The sequence below is a fragment of the Amycolatopsis sp. NPDC047767 genome, assembly GCF_040704195.1.
Taxonomy (GTDB): domain Bacteria; phylum Actinomycetota; class Actinomycetes; order Mycobacteriales; family Pseudonocardiaceae; genus Amycolatopsis.
Genome location: NZ_JBEYSJ010000001.1, coordinates 170,068 through 190,609, shown reverse-complemented (window position 1 = coordinate 190,609; position 20,542 = coordinate 170,068). Strand labels below are relative to the sequence as shown.

Annotated in this window: 22 protein-coding genes; 12 read left to right on the top strand and 10 right to left on the bottom strand. The window is 71.4% G+C overall.

Going from position 1 to position 20,542, the window contains the following annotated elements; genetic code table 11:
• Window positions 1–138: 138 nt before the first annotated feature.
• Both AB0878_RS00895 and AB0878_RS00890 read right to left on the bottom strand, forming a co-directional pair.
• Window positions 139–1,065 (bottom strand): M28 family metallopeptidase, encoded by a 927-nt coding sequence (locus tag AB0878_RS00895; RefSeq protein ID WP_366575282.1) that lies wholly within the window; start codon window positions 1,063–1,065, stop codon window positions 139–141.
• A gap of 59 nt (window positions 1,066–1,124) precedes the next feature.
• Window positions 1,125–3,068: a M4 family metallopeptidase gene (locus AB0878_RS00890; RefSeq protein ID WP_366575280.1), complete on the bottom strand. Its 1,944-nt coding sequence runs from the start codon at window positions 3,066–3,068 to the stop codon at window positions 1,125–1,127.
• 306 nt (window positions 3,069–3,374) lie between these two features.
• Here AB0878_RS00890 and AB0878_RS00885 point away from each other — a divergent pair, with 306 nt between their 5' ends.
• Window positions 3,375–4,160, top strand: coding sequence for a TIGR00730 family Rossman fold protein (locus tag AB0878_RS00885; protein ID WP_354871266.1), 786 nt, complete (start codon window positions 3,375–3,377; stop codon window positions 4,158–4,160).
• Window positions 4,160–4,735, top strand: coding sequence for a TIGR00730 family Rossman fold protein (locus tag AB0878_RS00880; protein ID WP_366575279.1), 576 nt, complete (start codon window positions 4,160–4,162; stop codon window positions 4,733–4,735). Before AB0878_RS00885 ends, AB0878_RS00880 begins: the two co-directional genes overlap by 1 nt.
• Before the next feature lie 4 nt (window positions 4,736–4,739).
• Here AB0878_RS00880 and AB0878_RS00875 read toward each other — a convergent pair whose 3' ends face one another.
• Window positions 4,740–5,414 (bottom strand): lysophospholipid acyltransferase family protein, encoded by a 675-nt coding sequence (locus AB0878_RS00875; protein ID WP_366575277.1) that lies wholly within the window; start codon window positions 5,412–5,414, stop codon window positions 4,740–4,742.
• 53 nt (window positions 5,415–5,467) lie between these two features.
• Between AB0878_RS00875 and AB0878_RS00870 the strand changes: the two genes are divergently transcribed.
• Window positions 5,468–6,376, top strand: coding sequence for a glucosyl-3-phosphoglycerate synthase (locus AB0878_RS00870; protein ID WP_366575275.1), 909 nt, complete (start codon window positions 5,468–5,470; stop codon window positions 6,374–6,376).
• On the opposite strand, the gene cydC is transcribed toward AB0878_RS00870, so the two are convergent.
• From cydC to AB0878_RS00850, 4 genes are read right to left on the bottom strand one after another with little or no spacing between them, the layout of a single operon-like run.
• Window positions 6,309–7,865, bottom strand: a complete 1,557-nt coding sequence (cydC, locus tag AB0878_RS00865) for a thiol reductant ABC exporter subunit CydC (RefSeq protein ID WP_366575274.1) — start codon at window positions 7,863–7,865, stop codon at window positions 6,309–6,311. The genes AB0878_RS00870 and cydC overlap by 68 nt on opposite strands.
• The gene (cydD, locus tag AB0878_RS00860) at window positions 7,862–9,415 is read right to left on the bottom strand and encodes a thiol reductant ABC exporter subunit CydD (RefSeq protein WP_366575272.1); all 1,554 of its coding nucleotides are present in this window, start codon (window positions 9,413–9,415) and stop codon (window positions 7,862–7,864) included. The genes cydC and cydD overlap by 4 nt, the downstream gene beginning before the upstream one ends.
• A gap of 12 nt (window positions 9,416–9,427) precedes the next feature.
• Entirely contained in the window at window positions 9,428–10,423 is a 996-nt protein-coding gene (locus AB0878_RS00855) for a cytochrome d ubiquinol oxidase subunit II (RefSeq protein WP_366575270.1), read from the bottom strand.
• Between the two features lie 2 nt (window positions 10,424–10,425).
• Window positions 10,426–11,592, bottom strand: a complete 1,167-nt coding sequence (locus AB0878_RS00850; protein WP_366575268.1) for a cytochrome ubiquinol oxidase subunit I — start codon at window positions 11,590–11,592, stop codon at window positions 10,426–10,428.
• A gap of 140 nt (window positions 11,593–11,732) precedes the next feature.
• Here AB0878_RS00850 and AB0878_RS00845 point away from each other — a divergent pair, with 140 nt between their 5' ends.
• From AB0878_RS00845 to AB0878_RS00825, 5 genes are read left to right on the top strand one after another with little or no spacing between them, the layout of a single operon-like run.
• A complete protein-coding gene (locus tag AB0878_RS00845; protein WP_220246405.1) occupies window positions 11,733–12,056 on the top strand; it encodes a helix-turn-helix transcriptional regulator in 324 nt (107 codons plus the stop codon).
• A 17-nt stretch (window positions 12,057–12,073) separates the two neighbouring features.
• Window positions 12,074–12,748 carry a permease prefix domain 1-containing protein gene (locus tag AB0878_RS00840; protein ID WP_366575266.1) on the top strand — a complete coding sequence of 225 codons (675 nt, stop codon included), beginning with the start codon at window positions 12,074–12,076 and terminating at the stop codon, window positions 12,746–12,748.
• Window positions 12,745–13,059, top strand: a complete 315-nt coding sequence (locus AB0878_RS00835; RefSeq protein WP_360603028.1) for a DivIVA domain-containing protein — start codon at window positions 12,745–12,747, stop codon at window positions 13,057–13,059. Before AB0878_RS00840 ends, AB0878_RS00835 begins: the two co-directional genes overlap by 4 nt.
• Window positions 13,052–13,510, top strand: coding sequence for an SRPBCC family protein (locus AB0878_RS00830; protein ID WP_366575264.1), 459 nt, complete (start codon window positions 13,052–13,054; stop codon window positions 13,508–13,510). The genes AB0878_RS00835 and AB0878_RS00830 overlap by 8 nt, the downstream gene beginning before the upstream one ends.
• Window positions 13,507–14,076 (top strand): DNA-3-methyladenine glycosylase I, encoded by a 570-nt coding sequence (locus AB0878_RS00825; protein ID WP_366575262.1) that lies wholly within the window; start codon window positions 13,507–13,509, stop codon window positions 14,074–14,076. The genes AB0878_RS00830 and AB0878_RS00825 overlap by 4 nt, the downstream gene beginning before the upstream one ends.
• A gap of 42 nt (window positions 14,077–14,118) precedes the next feature.
• Here the strand turns inward: AB0878_RS00825 and AB0878_RS00820 are convergent, their stop codons facing one another.
• Window positions 14,119–14,913, bottom strand: coding sequence for an enoyl-CoA hydratase-related protein (locus AB0878_RS00820; protein WP_366575260.1), 795 nt, complete (start codon window positions 14,911–14,913; stop codon window positions 14,119–14,121).
• Window positions 14,914–15,112: 199 nt separating this feature from the next.
• On the opposite strand from AB0878_RS00820, the gene AB0878_RS00815 reads away from it, so the two are divergent.
• The 3 genes from AB0878_RS00815 to AB0878_RS00805 all read left to right on the top strand — a co-directional run bounded on the left by AB0878_RS00815 (window position 15,113) and on the right by AB0878_RS00805 (window position 17,223).
• The gene (locus AB0878_RS00815) at window positions 15,113–15,280 is read left to right on the top strand and encodes a DUF3117 domain-containing protein (protein WP_005155393.1); all 168 of its coding nucleotides are present in this window, start codon (window positions 15,113–15,115) and stop codon (window positions 15,278–15,280) included.
• Between the two features lie 90 nt (window positions 15,281–15,370).
• Entirely contained in the window at window positions 15,371–16,795 is a 1,425-nt protein-coding gene (locus AB0878_RS00810) for a leucyl aminopeptidase family protein (RefSeq protein ID WP_366575257.1), read from the top strand.
• Window positions 16,796–16,944: 149 nt separating this feature from the next.
• Window positions 16,945–17,223 (top strand): hypothetical protein, encoded by a 279-nt coding sequence (locus AB0878_RS00805; protein WP_366575255.1) that lies wholly within the window; start codon window positions 16,945–16,947, stop codon window positions 17,221–17,223.
• A 364-nt stretch (window positions 17,224–17,587) separates the two neighbouring features.
• Here AB0878_RS00805 and AB0878_RS00800 read toward each other — a convergent pair whose 3' ends face one another.
• The gene (locus tag AB0878_RS00800) at window positions 17,588–18,481 is read right to left on the bottom strand and encodes a LysR family transcriptional regulator (protein WP_366575253.1); all 894 of its coding nucleotides are present in this window, start codon (window positions 18,479–18,481) and stop codon (window positions 17,588–17,590) included.
• Between the two features lie 64 nt (window positions 18,482–18,545).
• On the opposite strand from AB0878_RS00800, the gene AB0878_RS00795 reads away from it, so the two are divergent.
• Window positions 18,546–19,742 (top strand): MFS transporter, encoded by a 1,197-nt coding sequence (locus AB0878_RS00795; protein WP_366575252.1) that lies wholly within the window; start codon window positions 18,546–18,548, stop codon window positions 19,740–19,742.
• Between the two features lie 4 nt (window positions 19,743–19,746).
• On the opposite strand, the gene AB0878_RS00790 is transcribed toward AB0878_RS00795, so the two are convergent.
• Window positions 19,747–20,400: an O-methyltransferase gene (locus tag AB0878_RS00790; RefSeq protein ID WP_366575250.1), complete on the bottom strand. Its 654-nt coding sequence runs from the start codon at window positions 20,398–20,400 to the stop codon at window positions 19,747–19,749.
• Between the last annotated feature and the right edge of the window lie 142 nt (window positions 20,401–20,542).

Here is a 20,542-nt window from a genome sequence, read left to right as displayed (position 1 = left end):
CAGCACGCGGCGTTCCGACGAACGGTAGGCGGCGTATGGAGCAGTTGACTACCTACGAACGGGTGGTCTAGACAAATAAGTGGTCTGGACAAACCGGCCGAGGGCGGCGACGCCGCGTCGCCACCCTCGGCCTTGTCCTCACGTGGTCGCCAGCTGCCACACCGCGTAGCCGATCGCGTCGCTGTTGCGCTCCAATGGCGCGTCCGGGATGTTCGCGACGGTGTCGCACGCGCGGTGGTAGCAGTTGTCGAACGCCGCCCCCGCCGTCCCGCCCCACTTGCGTTGCTGCGCGGTGGTCTTCACGTCACCCGCGCCGGTGGCCAGACCGCCGACGGGAATCCCCGCACTCTTGAACGACGCGTGGTCCGAGCGCCCGTCGCCCTCGCGGTCGCCCTCGGTCTGGATCCCGACGGACGAGAAGTACCGGTCGAACACGTTCTTGATCGAAGCCACGTCGTCGTAGACGAAGTACCCCCAGTTCTTCGAGCCGATCATGTCGAAGTTGAGGTACGCGGTGATCTTCGCGCGCTCGGCCGCCGAGAGGCTGTTCACGTAGAACTTCGAGCCGCGCATACCCGACTCTTCGTCGGCCCACCACGCGAACCGCACGCGCTGGGCCATCGCCGGGTCGGTGCGGGCCAGCGTCAGCGCGACTTCGAGAATTGACGCGCTGCCGGAGCCGTTGTCGTTGATGCCCGGCCCGGCGCTGACGCTGTCGAGGTGCGCGCCCAGCATGAGCACGCGGTTCGAGTCGCCCTTCGGCCAGTCCGCGATGAGGTTCTGCGTGCGCCCGGCGCAGCTCGTGCACGTCTGGCGCGTCACGGTGTAGCCGGCGGCGCGCAGCTTGCCCTCCACATAGGACACCGAGGACGCGTAGCCGCCACCGGCCGACCGGTTGCCGCCGTTCTGGCGGGCGATGGCCTCCAGCTGGCCGAGGTGGGTCTTGATATTGGCGAGCGAGATGTCCGGCGCGACCGCGGCCGACGCGACCGGCGGTTGCGCCAGCGAGCTTACCGCGAATGCCAGCGTTGCCAGTCCCGCGACGGCTTTTTTCTTCCACAGCAATGGTTTCCCCTTCCACGGGGGGAGGCCGCCGCCCTGGGGAGCGGCGGCCTCCGGGCGGGCTAGACGGTCAGCGTCCAGGAGTCGAGCCGGCCGGTGTCGGCGCGGGCGACGTCGCGGGCGCGCAACTGCCAGGTGCCGTTGGCGGCTTCGGTGGAGGCGTTCACGGTGTAGGTGGTGTCGATGTTGTCGGCGGAGTCGTTGCTGGAGTTCTTCAGGCGGTACGCGGTGCCGTCGGGGGCGACGAGGTCGAGCACGAGGTCACCGACGTAGGTGTGCACGATGTGCACCTCGACCCGGGTCGAAGCGGAGGCGGCGCGAGCGCAACCCGCAACAGTGAGGCTGCTGGCCACGGTCGCGCCCGCGTCGGGGATCGCGACGTCGGTGCCGTTGGAGACGGCGGCGCAGTCGGTGGGCGGGGTGGTCGTGCCGCAGCTGGTCGGCTCACCGGTCGCCGCGGGCACGCTCACCGCGTCCCACGCCGCCTTCACGGTGGTGAACTCCGCGCAGCTGTCCGGGTACAGCGCGAGCGCCGTCTCCAGCGTCGCCTTGCGGGCGGCGCGGTGGTTCCACGACGAGGTCTTCTTCAGCAGCGCGTTGTAGAAGATCTTGCCGGCCTTCTGGATGCCGATGCCGGTCACGCTGCTGCCGTTGCACGTCGGGCTCGCCGGCTTGCCGACCGGGGCGGAACCCTCGGCCAGCAGGTAGAACCAGTGGTTCTGCGGCCCCGCGGCGGCGTGCACCTCGGGCGGCAGCGACGTCGAGTAGCAGTTGGGGTCGCGCACCAGCGACGGGTTGTACATGTAGCGGATCGGGCCCTGGCCGTCGAGGTTCACGCCCTCGCCCACCTCGTAGTCGGGCCGGTCCTTCGGGTTGTTCGCGTACGCCTCGGTGAGTGCGCCGAAGATGTCGCCGGTCGACTCGTTCATGCCGCCGTTCTCGATGCTGCCGCCGGCGCCGCCCGGGGTCGTCTGGAAGATGCCGTGGCCGAACTCGTGGCCGACGACGTCCATCGACGAGGCCTGGCGCTGGTTGTCCGACGAGTGCCCGAAGTGCGTGGAGCGCCCGTCCCAGCCGGCGTTGACGTCGTCGAGCCCGACCGACGCGGGGTAGCCGCCGCCGGTGCCGTTGATGCCGTTGCGGCCGAGCCAGTCGCGCAGCATGTTCCACTCGGTCTGCACGCTGTAGAGCACGTCGACGCACGCGGTTTCGAGGTCGGTGCCGTTGCCGTTGCCCCAGCTGTCGTCGGGGCCGGTGAACACCGAGCCGCCCTCGCGTCCGCAGCTGATGCCGGGACGGCCGGGGTCACGCATCGAGAACGACGAGCCGGAGCCGGTGGTGTCGATGCTGACGCTGCCGGCGTAGAAGCTGTTGCCGGCGGCGAGCGGGGCCGCCGCCGTGGTGCCCGCTTCCCGATCGCCCGCCTCCGACTTCCAGTCGTCGCGCTGCTGGAGCACGGCCCCGGTGGCGGCGTCGACGAACACGTGCAGGCTGCTCGGCGCCTTCGCGGTGCGGCCGGTGACCACGACCTCGTAGGCGAGCTTGGGCTGCTTCCCGGCGAGGACGACGAGGTCCGGCTTGGCCACACCGTCCACAGTGGTCAGTTGTCGGCGCGCGGTGTCGGCGGCGCGCGTGGCGTCGAGCGTCGCGATCGTCGCGACCGACAGCGGCGCGGTATCGGCCGCCGTGGTGTCGCGGACGCGCCCGGTGCCGTCGGCGACGACCACGGCGTCGCCGCCCACCACGCGCAGGCCGCGGTAGGTGCGTTCGTACGCGCTGTAGTAGAGCCCGCCCCCGCCGGCGGTGGTGCCGACGCGGTGGAACGCCTCGTCGGCGCTCGAACGCAGCGCGGAGAGGCTCGTGGCCTGGTCGGACGCGGTGGCCGCCAAGGTCAGGGGGTCGGCCGGTGGGGGTGCGGCCGACGCGGGCGCAGCCGGGACGGTGAACGCGGACAGGGCGAGCCCGGCGGTGGCCAGGCCTGCGGTGATCCCTCTTCTGCCGGTCATCGGGTTCCCTTCGGGGACGGGGATGATCACCGTGAGTAAAGGAGTCGTCACAGGGTCGGTCAATGCTCCGAATGGCCCAGGAAAGCATTACTCGGGCATTAATCAACCGCGAAAAACCCTTGAACATCAGGGCGTTTCCCGGTCCGCGGTACGCGGGGCTACTTTCGTCGGGACTTGCCGTGAACCGGCCGTTGGTAGGTGTGGACCGGTGGTCCACAAGGGACCGTTCACCTCGCGGTCACCGGCGTCGCCCAATGGTGGCGACGCTGGGGTTCTGCCTGGCGGGACGGCCCGTAGGCTGGGTTGGTGAGTGAACAGTCTGAGTTTCCGGACGGCCAGTACCCCGAGCGCCCGGTGGAGCGCCACAAGGGCCCGGTCGTGCTGCGGCGCGACCGTCGTGACCAGGGCAGCACCACCGACCAGCGGCTCCTGGACGCGCGCGGCCCGAGCGACTGGGTGCACACCGACCCGTGGCGGGTGCTCCGCATCCAGGCCGAGTTCGTGGAGGGCTTCGGCGCGCTCGCGGAGGTGCCGCGCGCGGTGACCGTGTTCGGCTCCGCGCGGACCAAGCGCGACGACCCTGAGTACGACCTCGGTCGCAAGATCGGCGGCGCGCTCGCCGAAGCCGGCTTCGCCGTGATCACCGGCGGCGGGCCGGGCGCGATGGAGGCCGTGAACCGCGGTGCCAACGAGGCCGGCGGCTTCTCCGTGGGCCTCGGCATCGAGCTGCCGTTCGAGCAGGGCCTGAACCCGTGGGTCGACCTGGGCGTGAACTTCCGCTACTTCTTCGCGCGCAAGACGATGTTCATCAAGTATTCGCAGGCCTTCATCTGCCTGCCCGGCGGCTTCGGCACGCTCGACGAGCTGTTCGAGGCGCTGGTGCTGGTGCAGACCAAGAAGGTGACCAAGTTCCCCGTGGTGCTGTTCGGCACCGAGTACTGGGGCGGGCTCTACGACTGGATCTCGAAGTCGGTGCTCGACGGCGGCAAGATCAGCGAGAAGGATCTCGACCTGCTGCACCTCACCGACGACATCGACGACGCCGTGCGCGTGGTCGAGGAGTCGTACCAGGCCTGGGAGGACACCCACTGATGAGCTCGTTGCGCCGGATCTGCGTCTTCTGCGGGTCCTCGATGGGCTTCTCCCCGGCGTACGCGGAGGCTGCCGCCGAACTGGGCAAGCTGCTGGCCCAGCGCGGGATCGGGCTCGTGTACGGCGGTGCGAGCGTCGGCACCATGGGCGTGGTCGCCGACGCCGCGCTGGCGGCGGGCGGTGAGGTGATCGGCGTGATCCCCGAGGCGCTGTCCAGCGTGGAGATCGCGCACGCGGGCCTCACGGAGCTGCACGTGGTCCCCGACATGCACCAGCGCAAGGCCAAGATGGCGGCGCTGTCCGACGGTTTCCTCACGCTGCCCGGCGGCGCCGGGACGTTGGAGGAGCTGTTCGAGGTGTGGACCTGGGCCCAGCTCGGCCTGCACTCGAAGCCCATCGGCCTCGTGGACGTCGGCGGCTACTACGGCCCGCTCGTGTCCTTCGCCGACCACATGGTCACCGAAGGGTTCCTCGGCGCCGGCTACCGCGACCTGCTGCTGATCGACTCCGACGTGTCGGCCCTGCTCGACCGCTTCGCCGAGTACGCCCCGCCCGCGCCCCCGAAGTGGAACTGACAGCTCAAGCAGCGCCCTCGCTCGGGCGCTTGTGGTAGGTGTCCACGTACTCCTGGCCCGACAGCTCGAGGATCGAGTACATGACTTCGTCGGTCACCGAACGCCGGATGGCCGACGACGAGTCCTGGCCCTCGTAGCGCGAGAAGTCCAGCGGCGTGCCGAACTTGATCTTGATCTTGCACACGCGCGGGATCTTCGAGCCGTTCGGCTGGATGCCCTCGGTGCCCCACAGCGCGACGGGCACGACCTTCGCGCCGGTGGACAGCGCGAGCGCCGCGACGCCCGTGTGGCCGCGGTGCAGGCGGCCGTCGAGCGAGCGCGTGCCTTCGGGGTAGATGGCGAACACGCCGCCGTCTTCGAGCACGCGCCGCCCGGCCTCCAGCGCGGCGAGGCCGGCGGAGGCGCTGCCGCGCTCGACGGGGATGTAGCCCAGCGCGTCGAGCGAGTTGGCGATGAAGCGGCCCTTCAGGCCCGTGCCGGTGAAGTACTCGGCCTTGCTGAGGAAACGCACCTTGCGCGGCGTGGTGAAGGTGATCACGCCGGTGTCCAGTGCCGCGCGGTGGTTGGCGGCGAGCAGCACCGGTCCGTCGGCCGGCACGTTCTCCACACCCTCGACCTCGGGGCGGTAGATCGCGCGGACCAGCGGGCCGAGCACGAAACGGACGAGCAGGGGCAGCAAGGGGTCTCCCTCCGGCGGGCAGGTCGGTGTCACCAGCATGGCACGATCGGCCGATGAGCTGGTTCGAACGTCGCACCTGGCAGGAACCCGCGTGGACGCCCGCGGACATCCTGGCGGCCAAGCGTGACCGCACGGTTTCGGTGGTGCTTCCGGCGCTGGACGAAGAGCGAACGGTCGGTGACGTCGTCGCGTCGGTGCGGCCACTGCTCGGCACCGTCGTCGACGAGCTCGTGGTGGTCGACTCCGGCTCCACCGACGCCACCGTGGAGGTCGCGGCCGCGGCCGGCGCGCGCGTGGTGCACCGCGAGGACGTGCTGCCCGACCTGCCGCCGCGCCCCGGCAAGGGTGAGGTGCTGTGGCGGTCGCTGGCCGCGACGACCGGCGACGTCGTCGTCTTCCTCGACTCGGACCTCGTCGACCCGGACCCGGCGTTCGTGCCGGCGTTGCTCGGGCCGCTGCTCACCGAACCCGGCGTGCACCTGGTCAAGGGCTTCTACCGGCGCCCGTTGCGGCTGGAGAGCACGGGCGGCGGCCGGGTCACCGAGCTGCTGGCCCGGCCCGTGCTGTCCGCGCTGCGCCCGGCGCTGGGCGAGCTCGTGCAGCCGCTCGGCGGCGAGTACGCGGGCACGCGCGAGTTCTTCGAGTCGGTGCCCTTCGCCGGCGGCTACGGCGTGGAGATCGGCCTGCTGCTCGACGCCGAGCAGCGCTACGGCCTCGACGGCCTCGCCCAGGTCAACCTCGGCGTCCGCAAACACCGCAACCGCTCGCTGCTGCAGCTGGGCGTGATGGCCCGGCAGATCCTCGGCACGGCCCTGGCGCGCTGCGGCGTGCCGACCCACGCCGAGGCGCGGCTGACGCAGTTCGTGCAGGTGTCGGGGGAGTGGCTGCCCGACGTCAGCGAGATCCCCGTGCTGGACCGGCCGCCGATGGCGCAGGTGCGGGCCGTCCGTCCTCGAGGCTGAGCACGCGGTCGAAGTTTTCGAGGTGCTCAGGCCGGTGCGTCACGAGGACGACGGTCCCTCGGGCGTTCGCGAGGACGCGGGCGAGGACCTCGTCGCCGTGGGTTTCGTCGAGGCCTTCCACCGGTTCGTCGAGCACGAGCACCGGCGGGGCGGCGAGGACGGCGCGGGTGAGGACCAGGCGCTGGCGCTGGCCGCCGGACAGCGTGGTGGCGTCGCGGTCGAGCGGCACGTCGAGGTCGGTGACGGCGCAGGCCGTGCGGAGCTCGCCGTCGGTCGCCTTGGGCGCGGCGATGAGGAGGTTTTCGCGGACGGTGGTGGCGAAGACGTGCGCGTCGGCGAGGGCGCCGGAGACCACCCGGGGGCTGGGGCCCTGGATCGGGTGACCATCCACTGTGGCCTGTCCGGACGTCGGTGCAGTGAAGCCGAGCAGGACGTGGAGCAGGGTGGTCTTGCCGGCGCCGGACGGGCCGAGCACGCCCAGCCGGGTGCCGGGCAGGAGGTCGAGGTCGATGTTCCGGAGAGCGGGTTGACGGCCCGGGTGGTGGACTGTGACGTTGTCCAGCTTCAGGTGACCGGGTCCGGTGTGTTCGGGGGTTTCCGGTGGCGTGGTCGCGAGCAGTTCACGCACGCGGCCCAGCGACGTCCGCAGTTCGGGAACGCGCTGGGCCGCGGCGGTCAGGGGAAGGACGATCTCGAACAGGGCCAGCACAGCGAGCGTCAACGCGGCCGTCACCGGCAGGCTCGCGCCGGCGAGCAAAGCCACGGCGGCGGTGGTCGCCAGCTGGACGAGGGCGCCGGCCGCGGTCAGCACGGACAGCCGGGCCGAGACACTGCGGGCCCGTGCGGCTATTCCGTCGATGATGGCGCCGGCGGCTTTCGTCGCCTGGGGCTCGACGCCGTAGGCCACCAGTTCGTGGCGCCCGGTGACCAGCTCGACCGTGCGCTCGGCCAGCTCCTGCCGCGCCGGCGAAGTGAGAGCCTGGCTCTTCGCCGTGACTCGCGCGGCCAGCCACGGCAGCAGCCCGCCCGCGAGGAGCAGCCCGGCCACGAGCACTGCCGCGGCCGCGAAGCTCACGAACCCCGTGACCACGGCCAACGCCAGGCCCACGAGCCCGGCCACCGCGGCCGGAAGCGCCAGCCGCAGCACCGCGTCCTGCACCGCGTCCACATCGGACACCAGCCGCGTCACCAGGTCGGCGCCGGAGTGCTCGGCGACGCGCCGCGGCACGAGCGCCGCGTACACCCGAGCACGCAACGCGCCGAGGTACCGCAGCACGACCTCGTGCCCGGCCAGCCGCTCGGCGTACCGCAAACCGCCGCGCGCCAAGGCGAACACCCGCACCGCCACGATCGCGACGGTCAACGCGGCGAGCGGCGGACGTTCGGCCGCCCGCATCAGCAGCCACACCGCCGTGCCGGTGAGCGCCAGCCCGGAGACCTCGGCCCCGGCGGCGAGCAGTGCGGCGCGCAGCAGGCGTGTGGTGTTCATCGGACCTCCAGCGGGACTCGGCCGCCCGCGAGTGGGATGGTGCGGGTGGCCATGGCGGCCAGCGCGGGGTGGTGGGCGACGAACAACGCCGTGCGGCCGGGCAGCAACGCCGCTGTTCCGGCGAGTACAGCCTGTTCGGTGCCGCGGTCGAGGCGGGCCGTGGGTTCGTCGAGCAGGACCAGCCCGGCGTCGGTGCGGGCGAGTGCGCGGGCGAGGCCGACGCGTTGCCGTTGGCCTGCCGACAATCCTGCGCCCAGCTCGCCGATGCGGGTCGCGTAGCCCTCGGGCAGGTCGGTGACCACGTCGTCGAGCGCGGCGGCGCGGGCGGCGGTGCGCACGTCGGCTGATGAGCCCAGGGCGATGTTCTCCGCGACGGTGCCGCTGAACAACGTCGGCCGCTGCGGTAGCCACGCCGTGTCGCGCAGCCAGGCCGCGTGGTCGAGGGACCGCAGGTCCACGCCGTCCACGAGCACGCGGCCGGCGGACGGCGTGACGAACCCCAGTAGCACGGCCAGCAGCGTCGACTTCCCGGAACCGCTCGGCCCGGTGAGGGCGACGTGTTCGCCGCGGCGGATCATCAGGTCCACTTCGGACAGTGCGGCGACTTCGCCGTAGTGCACGGAGACGCCGGCGAACTCGATCTCCGGCGGCCCCGCCGGCCGGGTGACCGTGCCACCGCGTCGAGTCGCAAGCGGCGTGGCCAGCGCTTCGCGCAGAGCCGTGAGCCCCTCGGCCGCTGCGTGGAACTTCGCGCCCGCCGCGCGCAGCGGCAGGTAGGCCTCGGGCGCGAGCACCAGCACGAGCATCGCGGTGTGCGCGGTGAGGGAGCCCTCCAGCAGGCGGAAGCCGATGGGCACGGCGATCAGCGCGATCGACAGCGTCGCCACCAGTTCCAGGACCAGCGACGACAGGAACGCGACGCGCAGCGTGCCCAGTGTCGCGTCGGCGTGCGCGTCGGCCATCGCCCGCACGTGCTGGGCTTGTGCGCGGGCGCGGCCGAAGAGCTTCAACGTGGGCAGGCCGCGCACGGCGTCGAGGAAGTGCCCGCCCAGCCGGGTCAGCAGCGCCCACTGCCGTTCCGTCCGCGCCTTCGCGCGAGCCCCGACCAGCGCCGCGAACACCGGGATCAACGGCAGCGTGGCCACCACGATCAACGCCGACGTGAGGTCCGTCGTGACCAGCCGCACCACCACGGCGATCGGCACGAGCACCGACGCGACGAGCGCCGGCAGGTAGCCGGTGAGGTACGCCGTGGTCGCGTCGACGCCCCTCGTGACCTGCGTGGTGACCACGCCGGCGTCGGCCGTCGACCCGAGCAGCCGCTGGCGCAGCCCGGCCTGGGCGCCGGCCGCGAACCGCCCCGTGACCACCCCCATCGCGAGTGCCAGCAGCACTCGCAGGGCCACAGCGACGACCAACGTGACACCCAGGCCGCCGCCGGTGAGCAGCGTCGCGAGGCCTTCGGCCTGCAGCAGGACCACGCCGGCGGTCAGCGCGCCGAGGAGTCCGAGCAGGACCAGGTACCGGCGCAAGCCGGGCAGTGACGGCATTTCGTTCCCCCTCTAGAAGTGCAGCAGCGACTGCCGGTCGACGGGCCCGCGGTTCGCCCGCCAGGTCAGCCACTGCACGACCACCAGCACCACGAGCACCGGCACCGCGAACCACACCAGCAACGACGCCGTCTCAGGTGCGGTGAACGCGTCGGAGACGGTGAGCGCGTACCCAGGGTCCGAAGTGGACACCAGGATCGTCGGGAATCGCAGCGCACCGACCACCAGCGCCGGGGTCGCCGACAGCAGCATCGCCGCGGGCAGTGCGAGCCGGTACCGCTTGGCTCGCAGTCCGAACAGGACGGTGCCGAACGCGGCGAACGCCAGTGCCGTCACCGCGACCGCGGCCCACGAGATCCCCGAAACGGCAAGCGCCCCCCACGCCGTGGCCACCACCAGGAACGTGCCGACGGGCGTGGTGAACGTCTTCGCGAGCCGCGCCGACCGGCCGGTGAGCTCCGCCGGCCCGCGCACGGCGAGGAACACCGCCCCCTGCAGCCCGAACAGTGCCACGAACCCGAGGCCCCACAGCACGGCGTACGGGTCGAAGAGCGCGAGCACGTCGTCGACCGGGTTGCCCTTAGCGTCGACCGGCAGGCCGAGCACGAGGTTGCCGAGGAACAGGCCCCACGCCAGCGTGGTCACGAGCGCGCCCGCCGTGATGCCGAACGACCACGGTCCGCGGCGCCCATCCGGCCGGCGGCTGCGCAGCTGCACCGACGCGGTGAACGTGACGAGCCCCAGCAGCAATGCCACCACCAGCACGTACGCGCCGGCGAACACCCGGCCCTCCAGGTGCGGGAACACCCCGAACAGCACCCCGACCGCCGCGATCAGCCACACCTCGTTGGCCAGGAAGAACGGCCCGAGCGCACCCAGCGCCCGCCGTTGCTTCGCCTCGTCCCGGCCGAGGCCGGGCAGCAGGAAGCCCACGCCGTAGTCGTAGCCGGCCAGCGCGAAGTACCCGCCGAGCAGCAGCCCGAGCACACCCCACCAGATGGTCGTCATCGTCAGACTCCGCTCAGTACGGGAAGTTCGGGTTCCGCGGGCGCCTCTTCCGGCTCGGGCCCGCGCCGCGCGACCCGCGACATCAGCACCCAGTCGGCCACGGCGAGCGCCGCGAACAGCAGGCCGAAGGCGATGAAGGAGAACAGGACCTGGCCGCCGGGCACGTCCGCGACCGCGTCGGCCGTGCGCAGCTTGCCCCAGATCAGCCACGGCTGGCGGCCGAGCTCCCGCACGAGCCAGCCGCAGATCGCGGCCGCGAACGGCAGCACGATCGCCGGGACCATCAGGTAGTGCAGGAACCGGGCGCGCATCAGCCAGCCGCGGATCAGCAGGATCGTGCCGGCCAGTGAGCACAGCAGCGCGACGAACCCGATCCCGATCATCGCGGCCAGCGGCACCCCGACGGCACTCTCGCCGAGCTTGTCCGGCTGGTACTTCGCCAGCTCGCCGAACTGCTCGAAGCCCTGGTTGATCGTGACGATGCTGCCGATCAGCGCCGTGACCACGCCGAACCGCATCGAGCGGGTGAAGAAGTCGACCTCCGCGGTGCGCTTGAGGAAGTGGTACGCGCTCACGCCGGTCACGAAGAAGCCGCCGGTCATCAGCGCGCCGCCGATCACGTGCGGCAGCGACGCCACGAGGGCCGGGTTGGTGAGCAGCGCGCCGAAGTCGTCGAGGTGCAGCACGCCGCCCTGCAGGTGGCTGCCGACCGGGTTCTGCAGGAACGAGTTGGCGACCATGATGAACAGCGCCGACGCGTACGCGGTGAGCGTGACCAGCCAGATCAGCGACAGGTGCAGCCACTTGTTGAGCCGGCCCCAGCCGAAGATCCACAGACCGAGGAATGTGGACTCGAGGAAGAACGCCACCAGCGTCTCGATCGCGAGCGGGGCGCCGAATACGTCACCGGCGAATGCGGAGAGCCCGGTCCATGTGAGCCCGAACTGGAATTCCATCACGATTCCGGTCGCGATGCCCAGCGCGTAATTGATCACGTACAGCCGGCCCCAGAACCGGGTCATGCGGAGCAGCTGCGGCGTGCCGCTGATCGTCGCGCGCGTCTGCATGACCGCGGTCACGGTCACCAGACCCAGTGTGAGCAGCACGAACAGGAAGTGGAACGACGTGGTGGTCGCGAACTGGAGTCTCGCGATGGGTAGGGGGTGCATGGCGAGCGAGTGTATAGGTAGTGCGACTACATGTAGTAGAGAAATCTATGAGACCAGGGTCATCTCAGGGTTTTCCCCGGGTCCCCTGCGAGGAACGGGGGATTACGCTTCCGGGGACAACATGAGTAGACTGCCCACCTATGAAGGCGGACACGTTGCGCGGGCACCTCGACGCGCTGCTGCTGGCTGTGCTCGACGGCCGGAAGCTGCACGGTTACGCGATCATCGAGGCGCTCTCGCTGCGGAGCGACGGCGCGCTCGACCTGCCGACCGGGACCGTGTACCCGGCGCTGCGCAGGCTGGAGCGGGCCGGTTATCTGGCCAGCGAGTGGGACGTGGTGTCGGGGCGCAAGCGCCGCACCTACCGGCTCACCCGCTCCGGGCAGCAGGCGCTCGCCGCCGAGCGGGCCGAGTGGCGGGAGTTCACCACGGTGATCGGCGGCGTCCTGCGGGCGGAGGCATGACGGCGGGGGAGGTCCGCGTGAACGCGATCGAGGGGTACCTGAGCGACCTCGACCGGCGGCTCGTCGGCTGCCGGTCGACGAAGGACGACCTGCTCGCCGAAGCGCGAGACGGCCTGCACGACGCGGCGGACGCGTACCGCGAAGGCGGCTGGCCGCACGACGAAGCCGAGCGCCGCGCGGTGGCCGACTTCGGTGGCGTCGACGTGGTGGCCGGCGACTACCAGGCGGAGCTGTCCATGCACAGCGGCGTGCGCACGCTGTGGAAGCTCGTGCTCGGTGTGCCCGCGATGCAGCTTTCCTGGGACTTCGCCCGGATCCTCACGTTCGGCGACTGGACGCGCCTGTCGACCCCGACGCCCGAGTGGTACCGCGTGGCCACGCACTTCTCCCACGGCGCGGTGTTCGTGGTGCCGGCCGTGGGGCTCGTCGCGCTGGTCTGCGCGCGGTGGCTGAGCCGGCGCGTCGACGGCGTCCGCCTGGCGCGCACGTGCGGGTTCTTCATCGCCGGCGCCGTCGGGATCAACCTCGCCTCGGTGCTCACTCTCGTGGTGGCGACGGGGTTCGTGGACGTCTCGCGGCTGTTCCTGTCCGTTCCGTGCGTGTTGCTGATGGTGGCGTATGTACTGCTGTCGGTGCGTCTGGTCGTGCTCGCGCGACGTTCCTGGGGCCGGTGTGCCACGATCGTGGCGTGACGACCGCGCTGATCTACCTCGTAGTCATGCTGCTGGTGGCCGCCGTGGTGTTCCTGCTCGCTGCCGTGGTGTTCGGCCGGGGCGAGGAGCTGGCCCCGCTGCCGCCGGGCAGCTCGCCCACGCGCCTGCCCGCCGAGGACATCACCGGCGAGGACGTGCGTCACGTGCGCTACCAGCTCGTGCTGCGCGGGTACAAGATGTCCGAAGTGGACTGGGTGATGCGCCGGCTCGGCGTGGAGCTCGACGAGCTGCGCGGCCGCGTCGCGGAGCTCGAAGCGGCCCAGCCGGAGCCGAGGCCCGCGGGTGAGTAGTGACCTGATCCTGTCCGTCGAGGTCGAGGCGCCGGCGGGCACGACGTGGCTGGCGCTCACCGACTGGCCGCGCCAGAGCGAGTGGGTGCTCGGCACCACCGTGCGCGTGCTCGAAGGCAACGGGCGCAGTGTCGGCTCGAAGATCGCGGCCACCACGGGGATCGCCGGCGTCGGGTTCACCGACACCATGGAGGTCACCGCGTGGGAGCCGCCGCTGCGGGTGACGATGCGCCACCTCGGGAGCCTCGTGCGCGGCACGGCGGCGTTCCAGGTCGTGGCCAACGGGCCGACGCGCTCCACGTTCGTCTGGGCCGAGCACCTCGACCTGCCGTTCGGGCTGATCGGGCGCCTCGGCTGGCCCGCGGTGCGCCCGGCGTTCTCGCTCGGGGTGCACCAGTCGATGAAGCGGTTCGCGAAGTTCGTGCAGGACTATTCGGTCGGTGAGCAGTGACCGAACTGCTGGGCCAGGACGGCGTCAAGCGCTGCTCCTGGGGGAACTCGACGCCGGACTACGTGGCCTACCACGACGAGGAGTGGGGCACGCCGCTGCACGGCGAGGCCCCGCTGTACGAGCGGCTGACCCTCGAGTCGTTCCAGTCGGGACTGTCGTGGATCACGATCCTGCGCAAACGGGAGAACTTCCGCAAAGCGTTCCGCAAGTTCCAGCCGGCGAAGGTCGCGCGCTTCGGCGACGCCGACATCGAGCGGCTGATGGCCGACGCCGGCATCGTGCGCAACCGCGCGAAGATCCTCGCGGCCATCAACAACGCCCGCGCGATCGCGGACCTGGACGTGCCGCTCGACGAGCTGCTGTGGTCGTTCGCCCCGGCGAAGCACAAGCGGCCGCGGACGATGGCCGACGTGCCGGCCGTGACCGACGAGTCGAAGGCGATGGCGAAGGAACTGAAGAAGCGCGGCTTCGCGTTCCTCGGCCCCACGACGTGTTACGCGCTGATGCAGGCGACCGGCATGGTCGACGACCACGTCTCGGGCTGCTTCCGGGCCAAGCGCTCGTGAGTGTTCCGTCCGGTTTCGGCCGGACGGAACACCCCCCGCGGACTACTTGCCCTGGAAATTCGGCTTGCGCTTGCCGACGAAGGCCTCCACGGCCTCGGTGTGATCGGCGGTGGCGCCGAGCGCGGTCTGGGCCTCGTCCTCGGCCGCGAGCGCTTCGTCCAGAGAGGACTGCGCGGCGACGGCCAGCACGTGCTTGATCTTCGAGTACGCCACCGTCGGGCCGGCGGCCAGCTTCGCGGCCACGGCCTGGGCGCGCGCGGCGAGCTCCTCGTCGGGCACGACCTCGCCGACCAGGCCGATGCGCTGGGCCTCGCTCGCGTCGACGGTGCGGGCCAGCAGCATCAGCTCGGCGGCGCGGCCGAGGCCGATTAGCCGCTGCAGCGTCCACGACGCACCCGAGTCGGGGCCGAGGCCGACGTTCGCGAAGGCCATGAGGAACGACGACGACTCGGCGGCGATCCGCAGGTCACTCGCGTAGGCGAAGGCGGCGCCAGCGCCGGCGGCCGTGCCGTTGACCGCGGCGATGACCGGCTTCGGCATGTCCACGATGGCCTTGACGATCGGGTTGTAGTGGTCGCTCACCGTGTGCAGCGGGGCCGGGTCGTTGGCCTGCAGCAGCCCGACGTGTTCCTTCAGGTCCTGTCCCGCGCAGAACGCCTTGCCCGCGCCGGTGAGCACGATCGCGCGCACGTCCGCGTCGTCGGCCGCGGCGCGCAGCTCGGCGAGCAGCCGTTCCTTGAGCTCGACGGTCAGCGAGTTGTACGCCTCCGGCCGGTTCAGGGTCAGGGTGCGCACGCCGTCTGCGTCGGCGGTCAGGAGGACGTCGGGTGTGGTCACTGTGGTGCTCCTCTTGGCGTAATCGTGGGTCCTCCGCCGAGTCTTTCAGCCCCGCGTGGCGCATACCAGCACCGATACGGCGGCAAATGATCGGTCCGCGTTCGCGCCCGGCCGCTGATGAGGGACAATGGGGGTCAAGACCCGGCTGGCATGGGAGTGCGCGACCCGGGCGCGCCGGTTGAGACGGAGGGAGCACGCTATGGCGGCCATGAAGCCCCGGACCGGAGATGGTCCCCTCGAAGTGACCAAGGAGGGGCGGGGCCTCGTGATGCGAGTGCCATTGGAAGGTGGCGGCCGTCTCGTCGTCGAGCTCTCCGCGGAAGAAGCGAAGGACCTCGGCGCAGCACTTCAGGAGGTCACCGGCTGATTCCGGCTCCCCTCCCCATCCACTCACCGAACCCCGGCCTCCTCATGGAGGCCGGGGTCGCGGTTCGTCTGCGCCCAAAGGTTGCTCACCGTGCGTAACTCACTACCGCCTGTCCCGACCAAGCTGCCCGAGATCGAGGTCGCCGACGCGTTCCGGCGCGGGGCCCCGCAAGTGGTGCTGGCACTTTCGTCCGCGGAGCTGGAGCTCGGCGGGGTGAAGGCGACCGGCAAAGCGGGCGACGTGCAGGAAGTCCCGTCCGACGGCGCGGTCCGCTGGGTCGCGGGCCTCGGCGCCGGCGAGCCGCGCGACTACCGCCGCGCGGGGGCGGCCCTGGCGCGCGCGGTGTCCTCCGTGGACCAGCCGGCTCGGACCGTCCAGGTGGGGCTGCCCGAGGACGTGGCCGCCGCGCACGTCGGCGAGCTCGCGATGGGTTTGCTCCTGGGCGGCTACCGGTTCGTCGTGACCACAGAGGACCCGAAGCCCGCGGTGCAGACCGTCCGGCTGGTGAGCCCTTCGGCCGCGGCTTACGCGGACGAGGTCGCGCGCGTGCGTGAGCTGGCGGCCGCCGCCGCGCTGACGCGGGACCTGGCCAACGCGCCGTCGAACATCAAGAACCCCGCGTGGCTCGCGAACACCGCCGCGAAGGTCGTCGGCTCGGCCGCGGTGACCGTGAACGTGCGCGACGAGAAGTGGCTCGCGGACAACGGCTTCGGTGGCGTGCTCGCGGTCGGGGGAGGTTCGGACTCGCCGCCGCGCCTGATCGAGCTCTCGTATTCTCCGCGCGGCGCCAAGACCCACCTGCTGTTCGTGGGCAAGGGCATCACGTTCGACACCGGCGGCCTGTCGGTCAAGCCCGCCGACGGCATGCACCTCATGCGCACCGACATGGCGGGCGGCGCGGCCGTGATCGCCTCCGTGCGCGCCATCGCCGCGCTGGGTCTGGCCGTGCGCGTGACGGCGTTGGTGCCCGCCGCCGAGAACCACGTCTCCGGTGGTTCGTACCGGCCCGGCGACATCGTCCGCCACTACGGCGGCCGCACCACCGAGGTCGGCAACACCGACGCCGAGGGCCGCATGGTCATGGCCGACGCCCTCGCCTACGGGATTCAGACGTACAAACCCGACCTCGTCGTGGACGCCGCCACCCTCACCGGCGCCATGAAGGTGTCCCTCGGCCTCCGCACCGGCGGCCTCTTCTCCACCGACGACGACTTGGCCGCCCGCGTCATCGCGGCCGGCACCCGCGCCGGCGAATCCTGGTGGCGCATGCCCCTGGTCGACGACTACGCCCCCTCCATCGAAGGCGAACTCGGCGACGTCCGCCAAGCCCCCGGCGGCCCCGGCGGCATCATGGCGGCCCTCTTCCTCCGCGAATTCACGGCCGGCCTGCCCTGGGCCCACCTCGACATCGCCGGCCCCGCCCGCGCCGACAAAACCTACGACGACGTGGTCCCCGGCGCCTCCGGCTTCGCCGCCCGCACCTTGGTGGAACTGGCCGCCTCCTACTCAGCCTGACCCCACACGAGGCCGCACACCCCAATGCGGCGTTGGTTGCGCTCAACGCACCGAACGCCACATTGGGTGCACCCAGCGCACCGAACGCCGCATTGGGGCGCTTTGGCGTCCCCACCCACCACCCACCCCAGGTGCCTAGGCTGGCCCGCATGCTCATATCCAGAACCGCCGACCGCGTGACGCTGGACATGGATCTCGCCGAAGCCAAACGCCTGGGAGTGGCCCTGCGCGAAGGCCCCCTCACGCTGTCCCGCGCCGAATTCTTCATCCGCACCGGCGTAGCGGCGGAATCCGCCTGCTCCGTCGCCGACACCCTCATCGACGCGAAGGACCTGACCACCGCCCCGGTCGAAGTCCCCTTCCCAGCCGGCGACGAGGCAACAGAAAACCCCCGCCGCCCTCGCCCGCAACGCAACCCTCAGGCCTGACCCCCCAGCCCCTCGCTCCGCCGCAGCGAATGCCACCCGCGCCCGCCGCACCCCAATGCGGCGTTGGGTGCGCCGAGCGCACCGAACGCCACATTGGGGCGCTTTGGCCACCACCAAACCGCCGCCAGCCTGCCCAACCCACGCCCCACCCAGGCCGCGCAAAACCCCACCAACCGCCGCCCACCTACGCGACGAAACCTGCACCCAGCCCCGCCCCGGCACCCCGATCCGAAGCCTCCTTGCGGCCGGCGAGCCGTTGTCAAGGCACGCTTTCCCGCCTTGACAACGGCTCACAGGCCGTCAACACAATCCAGCTTCGGGGTGCACCCCCAACGCAACACGCCCTGCGAGGACCAAGAACCCCTCACACCCCACCCAACACAAACTCCCGAAAAACCCCCACAGCCCGACTAACCGGCTCCCCTCTCCGCCAAGCCAGCCCGATCGTCCTCCCCACCCCCGGCTCGATCGGCACCTCCGCCACCCCCGCCGGCGCCCCCGGCTCAAAGTGCGGCAACAACGCCACCCCCAAGCCCGCCGCCACCAACCCCCGCACGGTGTCCGACTCCTGCCCCTCGAACGCCACCTTCGGCGAAAACCCCGCCTCCGCACACAACTCGTCCGTGATCCGCCGAAGCCCATACCCGGGCTCCAACATCACGAACTCCTCATCCGCCAGCTCCTCCATCCGCACGCCCGCCCGCCGAGCCAACCGATGCCCGGACGGCACCGACAACAAAATCGGCTGCGTCGACAACACCGCAGTCTCGAACACGACGTCGTCGGGAACCGGCGCCAGCAACGCCAAATCCAGCTCCCCACCCGCCAACCGGTCGACCATCTCCTGCCGCGACCCCTGCACCAACGTGAACCGCGCCCCCGGCACCTGCGCCCGGTACCCCCGCAGCAACGACGGCACCAACGACCTCCCCAGCAGATGCAGGAACCCGAGCACCACCCGTCCGCTCTCCGGCTCGATCTCCTCCCTCGCCAGCCGCGCCCCCGCGTCGACGGAAGCCAGCGCCCGCTCCGAAGCCTCCGCGAGCAACTCGGCCGCCCGAGTCAGCCGGATCCCGCGCCCGTCCGGCACCGTCAACGGCGCGCCCAACGACTCGCCGAGCGCGGCCAGCCGACGGCTCACTGTGGGCTGCGGCACCCCCAGCAACTCGGCCGTGCGTGTGACGTTCCTCGTGCTCCGCAGGGTCGCGAGGAGCAGCAGGTGGGGCGCGAGCTGGGAAGTCAGGCTTTCATGCGTCACAGTATGGATTATCGCGCACAACCGTATTGGACGTATTGGTTAGCTCTCCTTACTTTCGGCAGATGTGACCACTACCGCCAGTACCACCGTCCGGGTCAAGGTCGCCGTCGCCGCTGCCGGGTTCACGTCGTTCGCGCTGCTCTACGCGCCCCAGCCGGTGCTGCCGCAGCTCGCGCAGCAGTACCACCTCGACCCCGGTGGCGCGTCGCTCGCGGTGAGTGTGGCGACGGGGGCGCTGGCGATCTCCGTGCTGCCCATCGCGGCGCTGTCCGAGGTGGTCGGGCGCCGGTCGGTGATCATCGCGTCGGTGGTGATCTCGGCGGTGCTGGGGCTGCTGCTGCCGCTCGTGCCGTCGTACTCGGTGATGCTCGTGCTGCGGGCCGTCCAGGGCGTGGCGATCGCGGGGTTCCCCGGCGTCGCCACGGCGTACCTCGTCGAGCGGCTCGGCAAGGTCGGGGTGGCGGCGGCGGTGGGTGCGATGATCGCCGGCAACTCCATCGGCGGCATGACCGGCCGTCTCGCGACGGGCTTCACCGCGGGCCCGCTGGGCTGGCGGGGCGCGCTGTACGTCGTGGCCGGCATCTCGCTGGTCTGCGCGATCGTCACCGTCGTCGCGCTGCCGAGGGGCCGGCAGCACCGGGAAGACCGCCAAACCCTGCGTGACGTCGGCATCGGCCTGCTCCACGCCGTGCGCAAACCGGTGCTCCTGGCCCAGTACGCCGTCGCGCTGCTGGCCATGGGGTCGTTCGTCGCGCTCTACAACGCCGCCGGCTTCCGCCTCACCGGCGAGCTGCACCTCTCGCCGGCCATCGCGTCACTGGTCTTCCTCGCCTACGCGCTGGGCTCGGTCTCCTCGGCGACGGCCAACCGCCTGGCGACGAGGATCGGCCGCCGCCGCGCCATCATCGGCGCGCTGCTGCTCATGGCCGTCGGCGCGGCCCTCACGATTCCGGACTCCGTGGCCATGGTCGCCGTCGGTTTTGTAGTGCTGACCTGCTCGTTCTTCGCCGCCCACGCCATCGCCAACAGCTGGGCCGCCGCGGAGGCGCCGGAGAACGCGCGCGGGCAGACCGGCGGTTTCTACACGCTCATGTACTACCTCGGCAGCAGCGTCGGCGGCGCGGTCGGCGCGGTGATCTACGGCGAAGCCGGCTGGGCCTGGCTCATCGCCGCCGTGGCCGTGTGGCTCGTGCTCGCGGCGGCCGCCGTCGGGGTGGGCACCACCGTCCGGCTCCGCCCGCGCGAGCTCGCGCACACGTGAGAACTCAGCCGACCGCCGCCACCAGCAGCCCGCCGCCGACCGGCAACAGGGCCGGGACCAGGCGTTCGTCCTCCCGCATCGCCCGCGCGACCTCGCGCAGGGCGAGCGTCTCCGGGTCGCGGCGCGACGGATCGGCGACGCGGCCGCCGGCCAGCACGTTGTGGAAGGCGATGATCCCGCCGCGGCGCAGCAGCGAGACGCCCTTCTCGTAGTAGTTCGGGAACTCGAGGCGCGCCGCGTCGACGAACACCAGGTCGTAGCCACCGGGGGTGAGCCGGGGGAGCACGTCGAGGGCGCGGCCGACGATCAGCCGCGTGCGGCCGGGCGGGATGCCCGCTTCGCGGAACGTCGTGCGCGCCGCGCGCTGGTACTCCGGCTCGAGGTCGATCGACGTCAGCACGCCGTCGGGAGCCATCCCTCGCAGCAGGTGCAGGCCGCTCACGCCGACCCCCGTGCCGACCTCCACCACGGCCCGCGCGCCGAGCGTCGCGGCGAGGAAACGCAAGGTCGCGCCCGCCCCCGAGGCCAGCGGCGCGCAGCCCAGGTCGGCCGCGCGCGCCCGCGCCGCGGCCAGTACGTCGTCGTCGGGAAGGTACCCGTCGACGTACTCGGCGCCGACCGGCTCGGCCGCCGAGGCCGCATGCGTCCCGGAACTCACGCGCGAAGGTTAGCGTTGCTTGTCCATAAATCAGCGAAGGCTCCCTGGTAAGCCCGCCGAAATAACTTCTCAGGCTGCTCTCAGTCCCGTCTCACTAGAACCATAAGGAGACCCGACAAACTCAATCTCGACCGCGCGGGAA

Excerpts from the sequence above, each read along its gene's own strand:
- AB0878_RS00880 (WP_366575279.1), top strand. The coding sequence starts at position 4,160 with ATGAGCTCGTTGCGCCGGATCTGCGTCTTCTGCGGGTCCTCGATGGGC.
- AB0878_RS00805 (WP_366575255.1), top strand. The coding sequence starts at position 16,945 with ATGCTCATATCCAGAACCGCCGACCGCGTGACGCTGGACATGGATCTC.
- AB0878_RS00890 (WP_366575280.1), bottom strand. The coding sequence starts at position 3,068 with ATGACCGGCAGAAGAGGGATCACCGCAGGCCTGGCCACCGCCGGGCTC.
- cydD (WP_366575272.1), bottom strand. The coding sequence starts at position 9,415 with ATGCCGTCACTGCCCGGCTTGCGCCGGTACCTGGTCCTGCTCGGACTC.
- AB0878_RS00845 (WP_220246405.1), top strand. The coding sequence starts at position 11,733 with ATGAAGGCGGACACGTTGCGCGGGCACCTCGACGCGCTGCTGCTGGCT.
- cydC (WP_366575274.1), bottom strand. The coding sequence starts at position 7,865 with ATGAACACCACACGCCTGCTGCGCGCCGCACTGCTCGCCGCCGGGGCC.
- AB0878_RS00870 (WP_366575275.1), top strand. The coding sequence starts at position 5,468 with ATGAGCTGGTTCGAACGTCGCACCTGGCAGGAACCCGCGTGGACGCCC.
- AB0878_RS00815 (WP_005155393.1), top strand. The coding sequence starts at position 15,113 with ATGGCGGCCATGAAGCCCCGGACCGGAGATGGTCCCCTCGAAGTGACC.
- AB0878_RS00850 (WP_366575268.1), bottom strand. The coding sequence starts at position 11,592 with ATGCACCCCCTACCCATCGCGAGACTCCAGTTCGCGACCACCACGTCG.
- AB0878_RS00855 (WP_366575270.1), bottom strand. The coding sequence starts at position 10,423 with ATGACGACCATCTGGTGGGGTGTGCTCGGGCTGCTGCTCGGCGGGTAC.